The organism is Paraburkholderia sp. BR14374 (assembly GCF_040948685.1).
Lineage (GTDB): Bacteria > Pseudomonadota > Gammaproteobacteria > Burkholderiales > Burkholderiaceae > Paraburkholderia > Paraburkholderia youngii.
On record NZ_JBFPKF010000004.1, the window covers coordinates 321,148 to 339,936 of the forward strand.

16 protein-coding genes, 1 tRNA gene and 1 pseudogene are annotated in these 18,789 nt (G+C 62.8%); 11 read left to right on the top strand and 7 right to left on the bottom strand.

Going from position 1 to position 18,789, the window contains the following annotated elements; genetic code table 11:
• Nucleotides 1–4 precede the first annotated feature (4 nt).
• From AB3X86_RS11735 to AB3X86_RS11745, 3 genes are all read left to right on the top strand, one after another.
• Nucleotides 5–82, top strand: a tRNA-Gln gene (locus AB3X86_RS11735).
• Nucleotides 83–575: 493 nt separating this feature from the next.
• The gene (locus AB3X86_RS11740) at nt 576–1,445 is read left to right on the top strand and encodes an NmrA family NAD(P)-binding protein (protein WP_368596099.1); all 870 of its coding nucleotides are present in this window, start codon (nt 576–578) and stop codon (nt 1,443–1,445) included.
• A 123-nt stretch (nt 1,446–1,568) separates the two neighbouring features.
• Complete coding sequence (locus tag AB3X86_RS11745) at nt 1,569–2,357, top strand: helix-turn-helix transcriptional regulator (protein WP_368596100.1); 789 nt, start codon at nt 1,569–1,571, stop codon at nt 2,355–2,357.
• Between the two features lie 65 nt (nt 2,358–2,422).
• Here the strand turns inward: AB3X86_RS11745 and AB3X86_RS11750 are convergent, their stop codons facing one another.
• Nucleotides 2,423–4,024, bottom strand: coding sequence for a DHA2 family efflux MFS transporter permease subunit (locus AB3X86_RS11750; RefSeq protein WP_176123845.1), 1,602 nt, complete (start codon nt 4,022–4,024; stop codon nt 2,423–2,425).
• A 214-nt stretch (nt 4,025–4,238) separates the two neighbouring features.
• Between AB3X86_RS11750 and AB3X86_RS11755 the strand changes: the two genes are divergently transcribed.
• Nucleotides 4,239–4,913, top strand: a complete 675-nt coding sequence (locus AB3X86_RS11755) for an alpha/beta hydrolase (protein ID WP_368596101.1) — start codon at nt 4,239–4,241, stop codon at nt 4,911–4,913.
• 187 nt (nt 4,914–5,100) lie between these two features.
• Nucleotides 5,101–6,153: a rod shape-determining protein gene (locus AB3X86_RS11760; protein ID WP_368596102.1), complete on the top strand. Its 1,053-nt coding sequence runs from the start codon at nt 5,101–5,103 to the stop codon at nt 6,151–6,153.
• 388 nt (nt 6,154–6,541) lie between these two features.
• On the opposite strand, the gene AB3X86_RS11765 is transcribed toward AB3X86_RS11760, so the two are convergent.
• The 3 genes from AB3X86_RS11765 to AB3X86_RS11775 form a co-directional block, all read right to left on the bottom strand.
• Nucleotides 6,542–6,991, bottom strand: a complete 450-nt coding sequence (locus tag AB3X86_RS11765; RefSeq protein ID WP_176367056.1) for a hypothetical protein — start codon at nt 6,989–6,991, stop codon at nt 6,542–6,544.
• The gene (locus tag AB3X86_RS11770) at nt 6,978–7,544 is read right to left on the bottom strand and encodes a lysozyme (protein ID WP_368596103.1); all 567 of its coding nucleotides are present in this window, start codon (nt 7,542–7,544) and stop codon (nt 6,978–6,980) included. The genes AB3X86_RS11765 and AB3X86_RS11770 overlap by 14 nt, the downstream gene beginning before the upstream one ends.
• Before the next feature lie 96 nt (nt 7,545–7,640).
• Nucleotides 7,641–8,069 carry a hypothetical protein gene (locus AB3X86_RS11775; protein ID WP_368596104.1) on the bottom strand — a complete coding sequence of 143 codons (429 nt, stop codon included), beginning with the start codon at nt 8,067–8,069 and terminating at the stop codon, nt 7,641–7,643.
• Between the two features lie 262 nt (nt 8,070–8,331).
• Between AB3X86_RS11775 and AB3X86_RS11780 the strand changes: the two are divergent.
• Nucleotides 8,332–8,933: pseudogene (locus AB3X86_RS11780) on the top strand (RNase A-like domain-containing protein).
• Nucleotides 8,934–9,715: 782 nt separating this feature from the next.
• Complete coding sequence (locus tag AB3X86_RS11785; RefSeq protein WP_368596105.1) at nt 9,716–10,504, top strand: alpha/beta fold hydrolase; 789 nt, start codon at nt 9,716–9,718, stop codon at nt 10,502–10,504.
• Nucleotides 10,505–10,570: 66 nt separating this feature from the next.
• Here the strand turns inward: AB3X86_RS11785 and AB3X86_RS11790 are convergent, their stop codons facing one another.
• Nucleotides 10,571–10,972 carry a hypothetical protein gene (locus tag AB3X86_RS11790; protein ID WP_368596106.1) on the bottom strand — a complete coding sequence of 134 codons (402 nt, stop codon included), beginning with the start codon at nt 10,970–10,972 and terminating at the stop codon, nt 10,571–10,573.
• Between the two features lie 385 nt (nt 10,973–11,357).
• Here AB3X86_RS11790 and gltA point away from each other — a divergent pair, with 385 nt between their 5' ends.
• The 4 genes from gltA to AB3X86_RS11810 all read left to right on the top strand — a co-directional run bounded on the left by gltA (nt 11,358) and on the right by AB3X86_RS11810 (nt 16,522).
• Complete coding sequence (gene gltA / locus AB3X86_RS11795; protein ID WP_176123694.1) at nt 11,358–12,656, top strand: citrate synthase; 1,299 nt, start codon at nt 11,358–11,360, stop codon at nt 12,654–12,656.
• A 281-nt stretch (nt 12,657–12,937) separates the two neighbouring features.
• Nucleotides 12,938–15,220, top strand: a complete 2,283-nt coding sequence (locus AB3X86_RS11800) for a glycogen debranching N-terminal domain-containing protein (protein WP_368596107.1) — start codon at nt 12,938–12,940, stop codon at nt 15,218–15,220.
• A complete protein-coding gene (locus tag AB3X86_RS11805) occupies nt 15,217–15,843 on the top strand; it encodes a DUF429 domain-containing protein (protein ID WP_368596108.1) in 627 nt (208 codons plus the stop codon). Before AB3X86_RS11800 ends, AB3X86_RS11805 begins: the two co-directional genes overlap by 4 nt.
• Nucleotides 15,844–15,892: 49 nt before the next feature.
• Complete coding sequence (locus AB3X86_RS11810; protein ID WP_368596109.1) at nt 15,893–16,522, top strand: hypothetical protein; 630 nt, start codon at nt 15,893–15,895, stop codon at nt 16,520–16,522.
• Between the two features lie 5 nt (nt 16,523–16,527).
• Here AB3X86_RS11810 and lhpH read toward each other — a convergent pair whose 3' ends face one another.
• Together lhpH and AB3X86_RS11820 are read right to left on the bottom strand one after the other, a co-directional pair.
• Complete coding sequence (gene lhpH / locus AB3X86_RS11815; RefSeq protein ID WP_368596110.1) at nt 16,528–17,535, bottom strand: trans-3-hydroxy-L-proline dehydratase; 1,008 nt, start codon at nt 17,533–17,535, stop codon at nt 16,528–16,530.
• Nucleotides 17,536–17,563: 28 nt separating this feature from the next.
• Nucleotides 17,564–18,664, bottom strand: coding sequence for a branched-chain amino acid ABC transporter substrate-binding protein (locus AB3X86_RS11820; protein ID WP_368596111.1), 1,101 nt, complete (start codon nt 18,662–18,664; stop codon nt 17,564–17,566).
• Nucleotides 18,665–18,789: the final 125 nt, after the last annotated feature.

Sequence of the window (18,789 nt, forward strand, 5' to 3'; positions counted from 1 at the left end):
ACGTAGGGGAGTCGCCAAGCTGGCCTAAGGCACCGGATTTTGATTCCGGCATTCGAAGGTTCGAATCCTTCTTCCCCTGCCATCACGTTCCCTCAAACCCTGGATCTATCCAGGTGTCAGTTTCTTTCTAGCTGACATCGCGCACTTCGCTCTCTGTGCGACGACTCCATCCCACATGCAATCGAGCCTTCCCACTCGATGCGTCCCATTTTCAGACATCTCGCCAACGTCGATCCTCTGTGAGCGTCCGATTTTGCGACACTTCGCAGCTGCACATGACACCTCGCTTTCCTCCCTGAACGCCGACCGAGGACGGCTTCGTTACTTTCTTCTCCTTTGGCCTGGACATTGTGTAGTCGTTGATCGCCGCGCGCAAAAACACCGGTCCGATGTTTCGTGCATTTCCTGGCCATACATGAACGGAGGAGACTGATCCAGCGATATATAAGATGCGCCGACAGGAGACTTGATGACATCAAGTCACTAAACAAATGACATCCATGTTCTCGCGAAATCGCCGCGCCACACCGAGAATTCTTCCCATCACGGCATCCGCCGTCATCGAGGAGAAGAGCATGTTTGCAATTACCGGTGTGACAGGACAGGTGGGCGGCGCGGCGGCACGCGCGTTACTCGACGCGGGGCACGCGGTGCGTGCCGTGCTGCGCGACGAAAGCAAAGCGGCACCGTGGCGAGAGCGAGGCGCCGAAATCGCGGTGGCGTCGTTCGACGACGCCGACGCGCTCACCGCCGCGTTTCGCGGCACGGCCGGCGTGTTCGTCATGATCGCGCCGAACTTCGCGCCGCTGCCCGGCTATCCGAACGCGCATGCGGCGGCCGCGGTGCTGAAGGAGGCGCTGTCGAAGGCGCGGCCGGGGAGGGTGGCGGCGTTGTCGTCGGTGGGCGGGCAGCGCGAAACGGGGCTCGGCCTGATCACGCAGGTGCATATTCTCGAGCAGGCGCTCGCCGATCTGTCGATCCCAACCGCGATCCTGCGGCCGGCCTGGTTCATGGAGAACTCGCTGTGGGACATCGCCCCGGCGCGCACATCCGGCCTGATGCCGAGCTTTCTGCAGCCGCTCGAACGTGCGTTTCCAATGGTCGCGACCGCGGATATCGGCTACGTCGTTGCGCGGACGCTCACGCAGTCGTGGCAGGGGCGGCGCGTGATCGAGATCGAGGGACCGCGGCGCTATACGCAGCGCGAGATCGCCGAGATGCTCGGCGACCTGCTCGAACGCCCGGTCCAAGCGCGGACGGTGCCGCGCGAGCAATGGCAAGCGCAGTTTCAGGCCCAAGGCACCGAGTGGCCCGCACCGCGGATCGAGATGCTCGACGGCTTCAACTCGGGGTGGATCGATTTCGAGGATGGCGTGAACGAGAGGGTAGTCGGGACGACCTCGTATCGGACGGTGCTGGAGGAGTTGGTGAGGCGGGCCGGGTAAGCCGTGCCTTGGGCGGGGCCGCGTTCACGGTTGCCGAACCGTGCAGAAGCCGCCCCGCAACCGGGCCCCGCGCGCGTGCTAATCTTGCTCCCGTCGCGGACGTCCCGCGTCAGAGCAGACACCATGACGGAAGCCTTCGATCCGGACGGCATCGAGCAAGCGGTCTTCGTGGTCGGCGAGCGCCATGCGACGCTGGACGAGCCGTGGCGCGGGTATCGGCGCGCGCATCTGATTCACGTCAGCGAAGGCGTGCTGACGGTGCGCACGAAGTCCGGCCGCTGGGTCGTGCCGCCCTCCCGCGCGCTGTGGATCGCCGCGAATACGCTGCACTGCCTGCACGCGAGGCGGCCCGTGCAGTTGTATTCGCTCTACGTCGCGACCGATTCCGCGATGGACGACACCGCCGACCCCGCCGCCGACCCCGCGCCGCTACCCACGCAAACCGGCGCGCTCATCCCCGACGCGCTGGTGCAGGCGCTGCTCGCCGCCGCGGCCGATCTGCCGCACGATCACTCTCCCGACGAACCCGCCCGCCGTCTGCTGCAGGTGCTGCTGGATCGCGTCGCCGGCTTGCCCGCCGCGCCGCTCGGCCTGAACTGGCCGAGCGATCCGCGCGCGCAGCGCATCGCCGAGGCGCTCAGCGCGAATCCCGCGCAATCGCTGGTGCTCGAGGAACTCGCCGCGGCCGCTGGCGTCACCGCGCGCACGGCCGCGCGTCTGTTCGCGAAGGAAACGGGGCAGACCTTCGGTCAATGGCGCCAGCAGTTGCGTCTGCTAGCCGCGCTCGAACATCTCGGCGCCGGTGAGAGCGTCACACAGGTGGCGCTCGAAGTCGGCTATAACGACGTGTCGTCGTTTATCGCGGTGTTTCGCGATGCGTTCGGCGACACGCCGGCGCGCTATTTCCGCTGACGCAAGCTCGCCGCCACTGCGCAGCCACCGCGCGAGCGTCGCCGTCGCGCGAAACCGAAGCTGCGTCAATGCGCGCCGGCCGCATCCGGGCCGCCGCCGCCCTTGGCTGGCCGTGTGATCCAGATCAGCGGAATGATCAGCACGAAGATGATCGCCGACACAAAAAAGATGTCGTTCAGGCCCATCATCGCGGCCTGGGTGTTCACGGTGAAATCGAACAGCGCATGCGCCGATTGCGGACTCAGATGCAGCACCGATTCCGTGTTGTCGATCTGCTGCGCGAACAACGGGTTGTCGACCGACGCCTGTTCGGTGAGCCGCACGTGATGCAGGATCGTGCGGTTGTTCCATGCGGTACCCGCGATCGACGTGCCCACCGCGCCGCAGAACACGCGCACGAAATTCGACAGACCCGCCGCCGCCGGGATCCGGCTCTGCGGCTGGCCGGACAGGATGATCGCCGTCAGCGGCACGAAGAACAGCGCCATCGGAATGCCTTGCAGCAGCGTCGGCAGCACGAGGTGCCACGTGTCGACCTCGATCACGTACTTCGAGCGCATGTAGAACACGATCGCGAAGCCGACGAACGCGACCGTCGAGATTACGCGTGCGTCCGAATGCGGCAGCACGCGGCCGAGTATCGGCGCGAGAATGATCGCGAAGATGCCGAGCGGTGCGGTGACGAGACCGGCGTCGATCGAGCGGTAGTTCAGATACTCCTGCATCCATTGCGGCAGCAGCACCAGATTGCCGAAAAACACCCCGTATGCAACCGAAATCGCGATCGTGCCGCCGAGGAAATTGCGCTGCTGAAAGAGTCGCAGATCGACGATCGGATGCTCCTCGGTCAGCTCCCAGACGAGGAAAAACGCAAAGCTGATCAGCGCGACGAGGCCGAGAATCGAGATCACCGGCGACGAGAACCAGTCGAGGTCCTTGCCTTTGTCGAGCATGATCTGCAGCGACGCGACCCACGTGATCAGCAGGCCGAGACCGACCACGTCGATCGGCGGTCTGCGGGTCGGCGATTCGCGATTGCGGTAGATCATCCACGTGACGCCGGCCGCGAACAGGCCGACCGGGATGTTGATGTAGAAGATCCACGACCAGCTGTAACTATCGGTGATCCAGCCGCCGAGCGCCGGACCCGCGATCGGACCGACGGTGGCGGTCATCGCCCACAGCGCGAGCGCGGTCGACGATTTCTCTTTCGGATACGAGCCGAGCAGGATCGCCTGCGACAACGGAATCAGCGGGCCGGCCACGGCGCCCTGGAATACCCGCGCGAGCAGCAGGATCGGCAGCGTCGGCGCGACGCCGCACAGCCAGGACGCAAGCGTGAACGACAGGATCGCGCCGACGAACAGCTTGACCTGGCCGATGCGCTGCGTGAGCCAGCCGGTCAGCGGAATCGCCACTGCGTTGGAGGCCGCGAACACGGTGATCACCCATGTGCCTTCGTCGACCGAGACGCCGAGGTTGCCTGAAATGGTCGGAATCGCGACGTTGGCGATCGACGTATCCAGCACGTTCATGAAGGTGGCGAGCGCCACCGCGATCGTCGCGAGAACCAGCCGGCCGCCTTCGAGAGGCGCGGGCGGCGGCGGTGGCGCGGGGGGCTGAGGCGGCGGCGACGCGGCATCAGGCGCGGCGTTGGGCTGGCTCAAACGGTGTTCTCCGGATTGTTTTGCCTCGGGCCGCGCGCCACGGCGGCGGCTCCGTCGATGCGCAAAAGCATACCCGCATTCGCCCGCCGGCGTCGGCCACGGCAGCGGCCGATGCGGCTCCCGGCGACGCGAACGCGGCACGCGGCGTATGCTCCCGGCTAAGGCTGAGCCACCAAGGCCAGAACCACTAAACCACGGAAAAAAGGACACCACCATGAGTTGGCAGCAATTCGAACACGGCTGGCGGCGCGCGCCGCACACGGCACCGCGGAACGCGCCCGCGACGAGCGTCGTCGTGCTGATGCACGGCGTCGGCAGCAACGCGCGCGATCTGATGCCGCTCGCCGATATCTGGAGCGAGGAGCTGCCCGGCACGGCGTTCGTGTCGCTCGACGGCACCGACCCGTTCGACGGCGGCTTCGGCGGCCGCCAGTGGTTCAGCCTGCGCGACGTCGACGGGGCGAACCGCGAGGCGCGCGTTGTCGCCGCCTATCCGGCGCTGCGCCGCGTGCTCGATGCCGAGCTCGCGCATTGGCAGTTGTCTTTCGATCGGCTTGCGCTGGTCGGCTTCTCGCAAGGTTCGATCATGGCGCTGCATCACGTCGCGTCGAGCGCGGAGGGCGCGGCGGGCGTCGTCGCGTATTCGGGGCGGCTCGCCTCGCCGATCGTTTCGTCGAACCGCGCGACGCCGCTCACGCTGGTCCACGGCGAGGACGACGAGGTGATCCCGGTGCGCGAACTCGAATTCGCGGCCGACGCTTTCAGCGCCGCCGGCTATCCGGTCGACGCCTACATGCTGCCCGGCGTCGGCCACACGATCACCGCCGACGGTGTCGCGCTCGGCCGTGACGCGCTGGAACGCGCGCTGGGCAAGCTGTCGCGCGATTGACACAACTCTGATAGAAAGCGGGCCTAAAGATTCTGATGAGCTTGCCGTCATACGGGCAATAGCTTGAAAATCACCCCGCCGCGCGGGAAGCGCAACGCCCAGCGGGCGTGTCGCGCGGCTTCGGGGACCCGGGGGCGCATTTCCAGACCGCCCAAGAAGGCGGATAACGACACATCAGAGCCTGCATATGGCCAGACCGACGCCGCATTACCCGCTCTTTGAGCGACTGTTCCGCTACTCCGTGGCGGTGGATCTCGGCACGGCCAACACCCTTATCTATACCGACGACGGCGGCGTCGTGCTGAACCAGCCGTCCGTCGTGTGCTTCGAGACGCAGCCCTCGAGCGGGGCGAAACGGGTCGCGGCGATCGGCGCCGAGGCGCACCAACTGCTCGGCCGCGCGCCGCGCAATCTCGAAACGGTGCGGCCGATGCGCCACGGCGTCATCGCCAACTTCACCGCCGCCGAACACATGATCAAGCAATTCGTCGACATGGCGCGGCCGCGCTCGCTGTTCAGCCGGCGCGCGGCATTCACGCTGTGCGTGCCGGCCGCGGCGACCCATGTCGAGCGCCGCGCGATCCGCGAAGCGGCCGAGGCGGCCGGCGCGTGGAAGGTCAGCCTGATCGGCGAATCGCTGGCGGCCGCGCTCGGCGCGGGCCTGCCGGTGCGCGATGCGACCGGCTCGATGGTGGTCGACATCGGCGGCGGCACCACCGAGGTCGGCGTGATCGCGCTGGGCGGCACCGCGTATAGCGGCTCGGTACGCGTCGGCGGCGACAATTTCGATGCGGCGATCATCAGCTACGTGCGCAATTTGTACGGTGTGCTGCTCGGCGAGCAGACCGCCGAGCACGTGAAGAGAGCAATCGCCTCGGCCGTGCACGACGTGCCGCTCGAGCAGATCAACGCAACCGGCCGCAGCGTCGACGACGGGCTACCGCGCACGGTGCAGCTTAGCAACCGCGATATTTCGGAGGCGATCGAAGCGCCGCTGAGTCAGGTGATCGGCGCGGTGAAGCGCGGGCTCGAATCGGCCCCCGCCGAACTCATCACGGACATCGCGTACAAGGGCATCGTGCTGACCGGGGGCGGCGCGCTGCTCCGCAATCTGGGGCGGCGCTTGAGTGAGGAAACCGGCCTCGACGTGCACGTCGCCGACGAACCGCTGACCTGCGCGGTGCGCGGCGCGGGGGCGGCGGCAGCGGCGGGGTGGGTGGACGAGGCTGGGGGCGCGTGAGCGGTGGGCGGGGCTGGGTTGTCTGCCGAATTGCATTTCACCTAGTTGCATCGCAGGTGCACTAGCGCGACAGTCCCGCGTTTGTGCGAAAGCGCGGCCACGTGATATTGACCCAGACGACAACACTCGCGCGGCCCGATGATGCAAGCATCGGCGCATGCGTATCTATGAAGTTCACGAAGCAAATGTGCGAGAGTGTGCTCATTGAGCTTGCTCATTGGACCGTTTGGGGGCGGGGCCGCGGCAGTTGCACGCCCATGCGTGACCCAGCGCTCCGGCCATGGCGTAGCCGCGAAGGCCGCATCGTACCGGTTCGTTGCATGACACGACGCGCGATCTACAGCGCCGAAGCGCCCAACGTAAAAGCCCCGCCGAAGCGGGGCATCTGCTATTTATGTTGCCCCAAGGCTTCCTTGAGCGCTGCACATTTCGGCTTGTCTGAAGTCTCGATATCATCAGGACAGGCGAGCCAACTATAAAACTCTAGTTCTTGTGCTGATATCTTTAAACGGCATTCTGCAATTTGAAAGTCCGTATCCGGCGAATAGTCGTCACCCCAATCATTGAATGCTTTTCCTAAAACATCGCAATCTGATTTGAGGCGACTTTGCCAAATATTGAAATTACGATCTAGCGCGACTTGCTTTTCACCTTTTGTCAATGGCCTGATTGCCTGATACAAACGCATCGCTCCAGACAATGCCCGATCCGTATCGATGCTGGTGCAAGCCAGAAAGTCGTCGCGCGTCTTTGCCTTAGCGTCGCAGGCAGCGTCAGCAAATGCGGAAATCGAAACGCAACTAATGAGAGTTGCGGCTAAGACGTTAGTGACTCGCATCGTAGATTCCGTCTCTGAACATTTTTGCCTCAGCGTGTCGGCGTTTCAGTAACCCGCCTGGGCGAGCCCCACTCGCACTGGTATATTCCAATAACTTTGCGGGCACTCTGTCATAGTGACCAGTGTTTACCAGTTTCAGCAGACTTTCCTTGGTATGCCCCCGAACGTTATAGACAAAATCGACGAGTGAGTCATATTCGTATTGATAAAGCGGAAGGAGAATCCTTTGATTTATTATGCGCTCTGCAACCTTGATATCCTCACGAATTAGCGCGAAGGCTTGAGGCACCGTGACACCCGCTAACCACGGAGTCTCCGATGCGGAGCCATTGATCGGCCCCATATGTACCAAATGGCCGTATCCGATCGTGGTATTTCCGCCCCGGCCGCCGCCATCATTATCGTAAAGGTGTGCACGAAATGCTTCCCACTGCGCGGTGAACTGAATAAGACTTTCGGTGACGGTCCACGGCTTGCCATGCCTGTCGCAACGCAGGTCAACGCACGAATTCGGGTTTGTGTCTGTTAGAGCGCTTCCGATTGCATCAGGCATTACGCCCCCCGTGACCAATGAAATCTGAACCGATCGGGTCCCGTCTGTACTGTAGCGCCCGGTGCGTTCCTGTGAATCTGCGGTAGATAGCCGACATCAAGCCTCCCTGTGTCCAAGGTACACCGCTGGTTGCTGCCCGTCGCTTGTTCTATGGCGGGCTGTACGCCCTGCGTGATCGGTAACGCCATGTTTCAGTTCGCCCGACGGGAAACGGACCGTATAGGGCGTCTGTGGCAGCGAACGGCCAGCGCTGTCGCGCAGCGTGAACTGCTGGTCGAAATGCTTCTGTGAGCGTTCGCGACAATTGCACGCCCATGCGTAACCCAGCGCTTCGGCCATGGCGTAGCCGGATTTCATCTTACGAACCCTGTCAAACGGAAAGAACTCGCCGGTTTCGGCGTTCAGGGCCTGTGCGTGCGGCATCGGCGGGAACTTTGAGTAGATCGAATAGGTGATACGGCAAAGGTCGCACTCTTCCTCGACTGTCCAATCCGTCCCACTGCTTTGCTGTTTCAGTAGCTCCATTGCACTCCTCAAGAGTTTTCAGGTGATACCTCGCGAATTAACCATCGAAGCGGACCACGGTCAATCACATTAATTCGGGATAAGTCCGTTTTGACAACTATTTACGATTTCGTTGATCGCAACGAGACATTAAAATCATCCATCGCCCATTCCGTGCCGCTGTGGTCGCCTGCTAGCTTGGCAGTCCCAATAGCTACTGGAGTTCGGAACGTCGTATCAACGGGATTCGGACGGCGTGCGCGTGGTGCTCAGTGCGCCGCAACTGGCGGCGGTGCTCTCCCGCCAGTCGATCAGCCCCACGGAGATGCTTTCCAACCGTCTATGGGGCGGTTTGCAGGTTGTCGGCGGAGTGCTGGAAATGGTCGGTGCGGGGGCTCTGTGTGTGCTTCCAGAACCGACGATGGCGAGCAAGGCCGGATGTGTTGTGTTCGGCGTGCATGGATCTGATACGGCGGCGGCCGGTCTGCGTCAGATCTGGACGGGCCGGACACTGCCACGCTGACCCAGCAAGGGACGACGAAGCTTGCCGAGGCGATGAAAGCCAGTCCTGATATAGCGAACAATATCGGCTTGTCGGTTGATATCGTCGTGCCGTTCAGCTTTGCCGGTTCGATTAGGGCGGTACACGCCGCTGAAAGTGCAATTTCAAAGGTTATGCAACTCAACTCTTCGAGGGTGAAGGTATGGGCAGCCAGAAATGACATACGTCTATGCCTGATTCATGACGTAGGATCACCTGTAGGCTATGGAGTGACTCGATCAACAGGGAAACTTGTGCCGTTGAGCAAGGTAAAGATGTTTATAAAGCGCGAATCCCATAACGGCATGCCGTACTACATTCTCACGGCGTATCTTGAGCTCTGATGCCAAACTTTGTGCCACGGGAGAAATTAATGGAAGTAATTGTAAGTCACCATATCGATTGCAGCGAGCGCGATGAAAATGGAATGTATGAATATTATTACTAGTACGATATTTATGAATTTGGCAAGGGGAATGTTAGTTATATGGCAAGAGCCTATGTGGACGAACCAGGCGACGCACATTTCCTAAAGATGAAAGGAGACGGCGATCACGATTGGCGAACAATCACGGAGCGGGACAAAGATGATTCCCTGTTTAAAGAGGCCGTCAAGTATCTAAGAAGTATCGGGAAATCCAACATACGATGTTTTATGGGGCGCGCTGGTTATGTGGATCTTTAGGAAACGGCCGACTGATGAAGCGCGCTCCAGGTGAGTGGTCCGACTTTGTCGCCACGCGTGGATGGATTGATGCCGTCCCGCGCTTGCTCGCGCGGCGATGCTAGCGGAAGAGCTGAACACAGCGGCCTCGTCCAGAGCAAGCGATGTAGCGCATTCGTTTTTTCGCATGGTGCGTCTTTCTTCCGAGGGCGCTCTATAAGCGCTTGGAAGGGGGCACCTTGCAGACGCCTGCCCGCCGTGTCGCCGACGCTTATGTGACAATACGCATCGCGTCCCATTTTCGGAGCCGCCGATACGCTCGTTTCCCAATGCCCGTTGCCCGCCCAGCACGCATCCGCGCCCCGCAGCCGCGCCGCCTTTACATCACCCGTGAATCAATCCGTCTTCACTTCGTCTCTGTCGTCCTCACCATCGTTCATCGAACTACGTAGCGGCTTGCGCATGCCTTACATCGAGGCCGGCGACGGCGAACCGCTGCTGTTCGTGCACGGCTCGTTGTGCGACTACCGCTACTGGCAGCCGCAACTGTCCGGTCTGTCGAAGCGCTATCGCTGCATCGCGGTCAGTCTCACGCATTACTGGCCAGTCACCGATAGCGCGTCGGACCTGCCGTTCAGCTGGAGCAGCCACGCCGATGAAGTCGCGGAGTTCATCGCTGGTTTCGGCGCGGGGCCCGCGCATGTGGTCGGGCATTCGCGCGGCGGTTGCGTCGCCTATCATTGCGCGCGACGCCATCCCGAACACGTGCGTACGCTGACGCTCGCCGATCCGGGCGGACCGCTGCAGATCGCCGGACGTCCGCCAGCGAGCCTGCCGGAGCCGGTCAACGCATTGCGCGCGAAAGCGGCTCAACTGATAGAAAGCGGCGAGGTCGAAGCAGGGTTGCAACTGTTCGTCGATTCGGTGAGCCGCCCCGGCTTTTGGGCGATGAGCACGCCGGGTTTTCGCCGCATGGCGACCGACAACGCGCACACGCTCGCGCGGCAATTCCGCGATCCGCTACCCGCCTACGTGCCCGAGGACGCGGCCGACCTGCGCTGCCCGGTGCTGCTGATCGACGGCGAGAAGAGTCCCGACATGTTCCACCGCACGGTGACGGCGCTGCAGGGATGGTTGCCCGATGCGCGCCGCGAAACGGTACGCGGTGCGTCGCACGGCATGAACCTCGCGCATCCGTCCGCGTTCAATCGTTACGTGGATGAATTCATTCAGGCGGTGAGCGCGCGCTGAGGAAGTGAAGCGAGGATCAACGGCGATCGGTCGGCGCGCGTCGCCGCCGATCGCCCGTTGACTGCATCAAGCCTTGCGATGCGCGTCCTTGTCGAGCGCGCGTTCGGCCGCTTCGCCGACGAGCCCGTGATAGTACAGATGCACGCCGATCGCGAGCGAATCGTTGCGGATTTCGTGGAACACCTTCCACGCCCTCACCGGGTCTGTGAACAGCAGATAGTGCGCTTCCCGCGCGATCAGATCCGCGACTTCATGCAGGCCGTGTCCATGCAGCACGTCGACGAGCGTGTCGAGACTGCGATGCGTGCGCGCGTCGGTGCGCGGATAGAGCATATGCAGCACCGCGACGTTCTGCGTCTTCAGCGCCGCCGACAACGCGACGACGATGTCCTGATGATTCAGCGCGGTGACCGTGTGGCCTTCGGTATGGACGTGGTCCGGAAACAGCGTTTCGAGAGAGGCATTCATTTGTATTCGTCCTGCGTTTCTGTGTGACCAAAAAAGCCCGCTTCGAATCGCGGGCCGCAAGCATCAATGCACACACCGAGTATCGCAGACGGACCCAGCCCGACGCAGTCTGCTGGCAGCAAAACATTGTTGCAGCTGGTGTTCCGACTTTCGAACAACTTTCATCGGCAGCGCGATGCCAGCGCCCCATGCCAACAACGAATGTTGCGCACGCGGAGATGGTCTGTTGCGAGCAATCGACGCAATCAACGACACGCCGGCCCGTAGAATGCGCAGCGGAACCTGAGCATGCCTGTACTGGTTCGAGAGCGCCGAGGTCGCGCCTCGCCGTACGACCGCGATGCATGCCGGAACGACTGCGGTATCAAGCAAAAGGAACACGTAGATGAACTCGAAGTCACACGCAACGCTGAGCTTTTCCGACAGCGACCAGACCATCGATCTGCCGATCTATCAGGGCTCGCTCGGCCCCGACGTCATCGACATCCGCAAGCTGTACGGCCAGACCGGCAAATTCACGTACGACCCGGGCTTCATGTCCACGGCGGCGTGCAACTCCGAAATCACGTATATCGACGGCGACAAGGGCGAGCTGCTGTACCGCGGCTATTCGATCGACAACCTCGCGCAGAACGCCGACTTCCTCGAAACCTGCTACCTGCTGCTGAAGGGCGAACTGCCGAACGCGCAGCAGAAAGCCGAGTTCGAGAACACCGTCAAGCAGCACACGATGGTGCACGAGCAGATGCAGTTCTTCTTCCGCGGCTTCCGTCGCGACGCGCACCCGATGGCGATTCTGGTTGCCGCGGTCGGCGCGCTGTCGGCGTTCTACCACGACTCGCTCGACATCACGAGCCAGCAGCATCGCGACCTATCGGCGATCCGCATGATCGCGAAGCTGCCCACGCTGGTAGCGATGGCTTACAAGTACAGCATCGATCAGCCATTCGTGTATCCGAAGAACGACCTGTCGTACAGCGCAAACTTCATGCGCATGATGTTCGCGAATCCGGCCGAGGAGTACGTGGTCAACGACGTGCTGGTGCGCGCGCTCGACCGTATCCTGATCCTGCACGCGGACCACGAGCAGAACGCGTCGACGTCGACCGTGCGTCTCGCCGGTTCGTCGGGTGCGAATCCGTTCGCGTGTATCGCGGCGGGTATCGCGTGTCTGTGGGGCCCGGCGCACGGCGGCGCGAACGAAGCCGCACTGAACATGCTGGAAGAAATCGGCTCGGTCGACAACATTCCCGAGTTCATCAAGCAGGTGAAGGACAAGAACTCGGGCGTGAAGCTGATGGGCTTCGGCCACCGCGTGTACAAGAACTACGACCCGCGCGCGAAGCTGATGCGCGAAACCTGCCACGAAGTGCTCGAAGAGCTGGGCCTGCACGACGACCCGCTGTTCAAGCTTGCAATGGAACTCGAAAAGATCGCACTCGAAGACGAATACTTCGTGTCGCGCAAGCTGTACCCGAACGTCGACTTCTACTCGGGTATCGTGCAGCGCGCGCTGGGCATTCCGACGTCGATGTTCACGTGCATCTTCGCGATGGCACGCACGGTCGGCTGGATCGCGCAGTGGAACGAAATGATCGCCGATCCCGAGCAGAAGATTGGTCGTCCGCGTCAGCTGTTCGTCGGCGAGACGCTGCGCGAGGCGAAACCCATTGCAAAGCGGTAACAGGTCGGATAGACGTCCAACAACGCGTTTAACGACGGTCCCGAACCCACGGCTCAAGAGGCCGTGGGTTTTTTTACATTCCGCGCATCCCGCCGCCTGCACGTCCTGTGCCACCGAAAACGGCGTCAAAAAAATGGCGCAAAAAGCCGAAACTCCTACGCGATAACTTCGTCTGACGCCCTCAGAGCCTCTACAATCGGATGGGCTGGCCAACACGGCGGCGAATCCGAGGCGAGACCCGAAGTGCAACTGAAAGCAGCAGCGAATTCATAGGAGCGACCTTGAAACAGCAGCCAGAAGCCCTCGGCGGGCTGACCCACTCGGGCGGCGTCGATCATCGCGATCCCGAGCAGGACGGCGTCTTCATCCCGACGGAAAACCTCAACGTCGCGAGCGCCACGCAGCACGTGCTCAAGTCGGGCGACACCTTCATCGTCAACGATCCGCTCGGCGATATCACCGGTCATGACGACGGCCTGTTCGTCAACGACACGCGCGTGATGTCGCAACTGCGCCTGACCTTCGGCGGGCGTGCGCCGTCGCTGCTGTCGGGCAGTGTCAGCAGCGACAACACCACGTTCACCGCGCATCTGACCAACCGCCCGCTGCCGCCGCTCGGCGGCGACAGCACGCCTGAAGGCGTGATCCACGTCGAGCGTGTGCGCGTGCTGTCGGGCACCGTGCTCAACGAGGCGATCGAGCTCACGAACTACGGCACGCGCGATGCGACCGTGCCGCTCTCCATTTCATTTTCCAGCGACTTCCGCGACATGTTCGAAGTGCGCGGCCTGAAGCGCGACAAACAGGGTCGCGTGCAGCCCGCGCGGGTCGAGAATCAGCAGGTGCTGCTCGGCTATGTCGGTCTCGACGACGTCGCGCGCAACGTGCAGATCGCGTTCTCGCCGCAGCCGGACAAGCTGTTCGCCGACCGCGCCGACTACACCGTCAAGCTGCCCGCGCAGGCATGCGTGTCGATCTATCTGTCGGTGGCCGTGCACGTCGTGCCGATGAGCAGCAGGCCCGGCGCCGACGTGTCGCAACCCGTGCACGCGCTGAGCGAAGCGCATCTGTCGCAGATCGACGCGGAACGCCCGCGCGTCGGCCGTGCGGCGGTGCGCGCGGCGCTGGTGGATGCCCACCTGGTGATGCGCGAGCGACGCCGCGCGAGCGCGCGCGTGCGCACGAGCAACCCGCTGTTCAACGCATGGATCGACCGTTCGTTCGCCGACCTCGAACTGCTGACGACGGATCTCGCGACCGGCCCGTACCCGTACGCGGGCATCCCATGGTTTTCGACCCCGTTCGGCCGCGACGCGGTGATCACGTCGCTGCAAACGCTGTGGCTGCAGCCGCATCTCGCGGCCGGCGTGCTGCGCTTTCTCGCCGAGCATCAGGCGCGCGAGAACTCGCCGTTTCGCGACGCCGCGCCGGGCAAGATCATGCATGAGATGCGCAAGGGTGAAATGGCCGCGGCCGGCGAAGTGCCGTTCGCGCTGTACTACGGCGGTGTCGACACCACGCCGCTGTTCATCGTGCTGGCCGGCGCCTACGCGGCCCGCACCGGCGACGTCGCGTTGATCGATGAATTGTGGCCCGCGCTCGAACGCGCGGCGCAGTGGGTCGCGGGCGTATGCGACAAGAACCGGCACGGACTGCTCGATTACCAGCGCGAATCGGATGGCGGCCTCGCGAATCAGGGCTGGAAAGATAGTCACGACTCGGTGTTTCATGCGGACGGGCGCTTCCCCGACGGCCCGATCGCGCTCGTCGAAGTGCAGGCCTATGCGAGCGCCGCGTTCGACACGATGGCGCGCTTCGCGAAGCTGCGCGGTCTGCGCGACGCGGCCGCGCAGTATGCGGAGCGCGCGAAGAAGATCCGTCGCTGCGTCGAAGAAAAGTACTGGATGGACGAGGTCGGCTTTTACGGCATCGCGCTCGACGGTCATGGCGAGCTGTGTCGCGTGATGGCATCGAACGCGGGGCATCTGCTGGCGTTCGGCCTGCCCACGCGCGAGCGCGGCGAAGCGTTGGTGCGCGCGCTCGACTCGACGCTGTTTCATACCGGCTGGGGCGTGCGCACGCTGGCGGCGAGCCAGGCGCGCTTCAATCCGATGGCGTATCACAACGGCTCGGTTTGGCCGCATGACAACGCGCTATGCGCGCGCGGGCTGTCGCGCTATGGCGCCAAGGGGTCGGCCGTGAAACTGCTGCAGGCGCTGTTCGAGGCCGCGGTCAATTTCGACATGCGCTTGCCGGAACTGTTCTGCGGCTTCCCGCGACGCCGCGGCGAGCCGCCCACGGCCTATCCGGTCGCGTGCTTGCCGCAGGCATGGGCGGCCGGTTCGCCGTTCATGATGCTCGAGGCGTGTCTGGGCATCACGATCGACGCCGAGCGCCGCGAAGTGCTGATCGAACAGCCGATGCTTCCCGAAGGTATCGACTGGCTCGAGGTCAGCGATCTGCGGGTCGGGGATTCGTCGGTGTCGATCACGTTCCGCCGGATCGGCGAGAAGGTGGTGGCGTCGGCGGAGCAGGGCGATGTGAGGGTGGTGGCGCTGCTTTGACGTCGCCGACCGTCGCGGGCATCGATGTCGGCGGGGACCGGAAGGGCAACCATCTGGTCATCCTGCGCGGCACTCGGATACTGTGCAAACTCGGCAACGCGACCGCCGAACAGATGCTCGAGCGGTGTCGCGCGCACGAGGTGGCGGCGGTGGGCATCGATGCGCCGTGTCGTTGGCGAACGGGTGCCGCGGGAAGGCTTGCCGAGAAGGCACTCGCGCGGCAGCGCATCTTTTCGTTCGCGACTCCGGCTCGCGAACATGCGATGGCCAGCAAAAGCGGCTTCTATGCATGGATGTTCAACGGCGAGCGCGTCTACGACGCATTCGCCGCGCACTTTGCGCTTTTCAGGGGCGGCAAAGAAATCACGGGTCGCGTCTGCTTCGAAACGTTTCCTCACGCGATCACGTGCGCTTTTCTCGGGACGGACGTCGCATCCGCGAAGCAAAAGGGCCCGCAGCGCCGGGCTATTCTCGAACGGGAAGGCATCGCGACTGCACCGCTGACATCGATCGACCATGTCGACGCGGCCCTATGCGCGTTGGCGGCACGTTGTCTGCTGGAAGGCAGAGTCGATACATACGGTGACGAGTCGGGCGGATTCATCGTGGTGCCTGGACTTTGACGCTCACATTCTCGGAGGACGGGTGCACCTGGCACGACCTATTGGAGTATTGCTGCTATCCCTGGCGGCGTTGGGTTCGACCGCGGCGTCGGCGAACGACATTCAGTGTGCAACCACACAGCAACCCGCTGAGCGCGTCATTTGCGATCACGCGATCCTGAACAACGAGTACGACGACATCTTCGCGCAGCAACAGGCACTGCTCGGCAGCGGCAAACTGTCGTCCGCGCAGCTGGCGCAGTGGCGGCACGCGCGCAACGCGTGTATCGACGTGCACTGCGTGGATGGCGTATTCGACAAGTGGAAGACGATGGCGCGGGCGCTCGAAGCCGGTCCTCAGGCGGCCGCATCTGTCGTGGTGCCTTCGCAAACCACGATGGCGCCTGTCGGACCCAATCCGCAAGCGCCTGCTGACGCGTCCGCGCCTGAAGTGCCGCAGGCGTCCCCGGCCTCGCCGACATCGGAGGCTTCTCTGGTACGTCAAGGTAGTGCCGCCGGTGTGGCGCTTCCGCAACCGGTCGCGCCGGTGGCTTCAGCGCCGGTGGCTGCCTCTGCGGCGCCCAGTGCGACCAGCAGCATGACAGATCTGCCCGGCATGGGGAGCGGCCTGATCGTGGTCCTGCTCGTTGCGTTCGGGGCCGGTATGTACTTCGCGCTTCGGAACCGGAGGAGAGCTTGAGCCGTTTATCGGACGAGGAAACCGTAAGCTAGCGGGTCACGCTCGTCCACGATCCAGGTTGCGAAGCCGCAAACATAGGCGCTGCCCTCGACCTCGGGGATGACCGCCTTGAAGTCGCCGACGGTCGTCTCGCTGAGTACGCGCCCTTTGAAGACCGTGCCGATGATGGACTCGTTGACGAGCGTCTCGTTCATGGCAAGTTCGCCACGCAGATAGAGCTGCGCGACGCGCCCGCCCGTCCCTGAGCCGGTGGGCGAACGGTCCACCTCACGGTCGGCGAACACGCAACAATTGGCTTGCGTGGAGCCTTCGTGCCGCGGCGCATTGGCAATGATGGTGCCGTAGATGTGGTTGATTTCCGGGATGTCCGGATGCTCAACCGGGTAAGCGTGATTTGCGGCTTGTTTTACCTCGGCGCCAAACCTGATGAGTTCCTCGACTGAAGACTCGCGGACTGCGAGGCCGTGCGGCGCACCGTCCGTATAGAAGTAGAAGGCACCACCGAACGCGATGTCACCCCTGACCGTGCCAAACGACGGCGTCTGAACCGTGACATCCGGTTTCCAGATGAACGATGGAACGTTCACGAAACGTACGTTGCCGGCGTGTTCACCATCCCATTGCACGAAGGCCTCGATGAAACCACAAGGAGCGTCGATGCCAATGCGGGTCTCGGGAATCTGGCGCTGAACCCAGCCCAACTCGACCGCCGCGGTGGACAGCGCGATCACGCCGTGCCCGCAGTGGTCGCTATAACCCTCGTTGTGGACGAAGATGATCCCGAAGTCTGCCGTGGGGCTCACGGGTTCGGTCAGGTATCCGCCGTACATGTCCGCATGACCACGCGGTTCGAACATCAGTGCGGTTCGTATCTCGTCGGCGTTCTCTTTCAGCCACGCGCGACGCTTGACGATGGTGTCGCCGGGAAGGCGAGGCAGCCCGCTCGTCACGATACGGAACGCTTCGCCGCCGGTATGAACCTCGACTGTTGAAATAGTGCGGGTGATTTTCATGGGTGCTTTGGGGTTACTCTATTGAACGTCACTGGCCGTACGGCACCGGAAGACCGTTTCTGATCACATAGACGGTCGTGGGTGCGCCCTTCAGATTGCCGTTTTCATCGAACGAGTAGGTGCCTGCGACGCCCTTGTAGTCGGTCTTTGCCAACTGGGCGGTCAGCTTTGCCTTGTCGGTCGTGGTGCCCGCTTTGACCATCGCATCAGCCAGCAGTTTTACGCCGTCGTAGTAGCTGACTGCATAGACCTGCGTATCGGTATTGAAGGCGGTCTTGTACTTCTGCAGAAACTCACGGCCGGCTGGGGTCTTGTCGAGCGCAATGCCGCCTTGGGCGCAATACACGATGGAGGCCGCGTCACCGGCGACCTTACCCATATCGGCCGAGCAAATGCCGTCGCCGCCAAGCAGCTTGGCACGCAGTCCGCGTGCGCGCATCTGCTTGGCCATCGGCGCGCCCTGAGCAGCGTATCCGCCGAAAAAGACGACATCCGGATTCTTGGCCTTGATGCTGGTCAGAATGCCGAGGAAGTCAGTCGCCGACGAGTTCGTGAACTGCTGGTCCACGATCTGAATTCCGTTTGCCTTGGCCTCTTTGATGAACTGCTCGGCCACGCCTTGCCCATAGGCCGTGCGGTCGTCGATCACCGCGGCGGTCTTGGCCTTCAATGTCTTGGCCGCAAATTGGCCCATCGTCCCGCCTAGCTGCTCGTCGCTCGCGCCGATACGGAAGATGTTCTTGAAGCCTTGCTTCGTCAGCGCCGGATTGGACGCAACCGGCAGCATCGGTACGCCACCCGTGTTATAGACGCGCGATGCCGGAATCGCCACGCCCGAGTTGTACGGGCCCAGCACGGCGATCACGCCGCTGTCGACGAGTTTCTGCGCGACTTGAACGCCGATCTTCGGGTCTGCCTGATCGTCTTCGGAGTCCAGTTTGAACGTTACCTTCTGGCCAGCAACCGTGACACCGCTCTTGTTGAGTTCGTCGATAGCGAGGCGGGCGCCGTTCTCGTTGTCCTTTCCGTTCGGCGCCTGCGGGCCAGTGAGGGGAGCCGAGTGACCGAGCGTGACCACCGATTGAGCGTTGACGGATGCGGAGATGCCGGCGGCTGTTAGGACAGCCATTGTTATGACGAGGGGGCGCATAAAGTCTCCAGGTGTTGGACCGGGTTGATCAGATTAGCTCCGCTTCGGCGTGGGATCGCATTCGGGAAAACGCCAGGGTTTGCGAAGAGAAATGACGCTGTCGA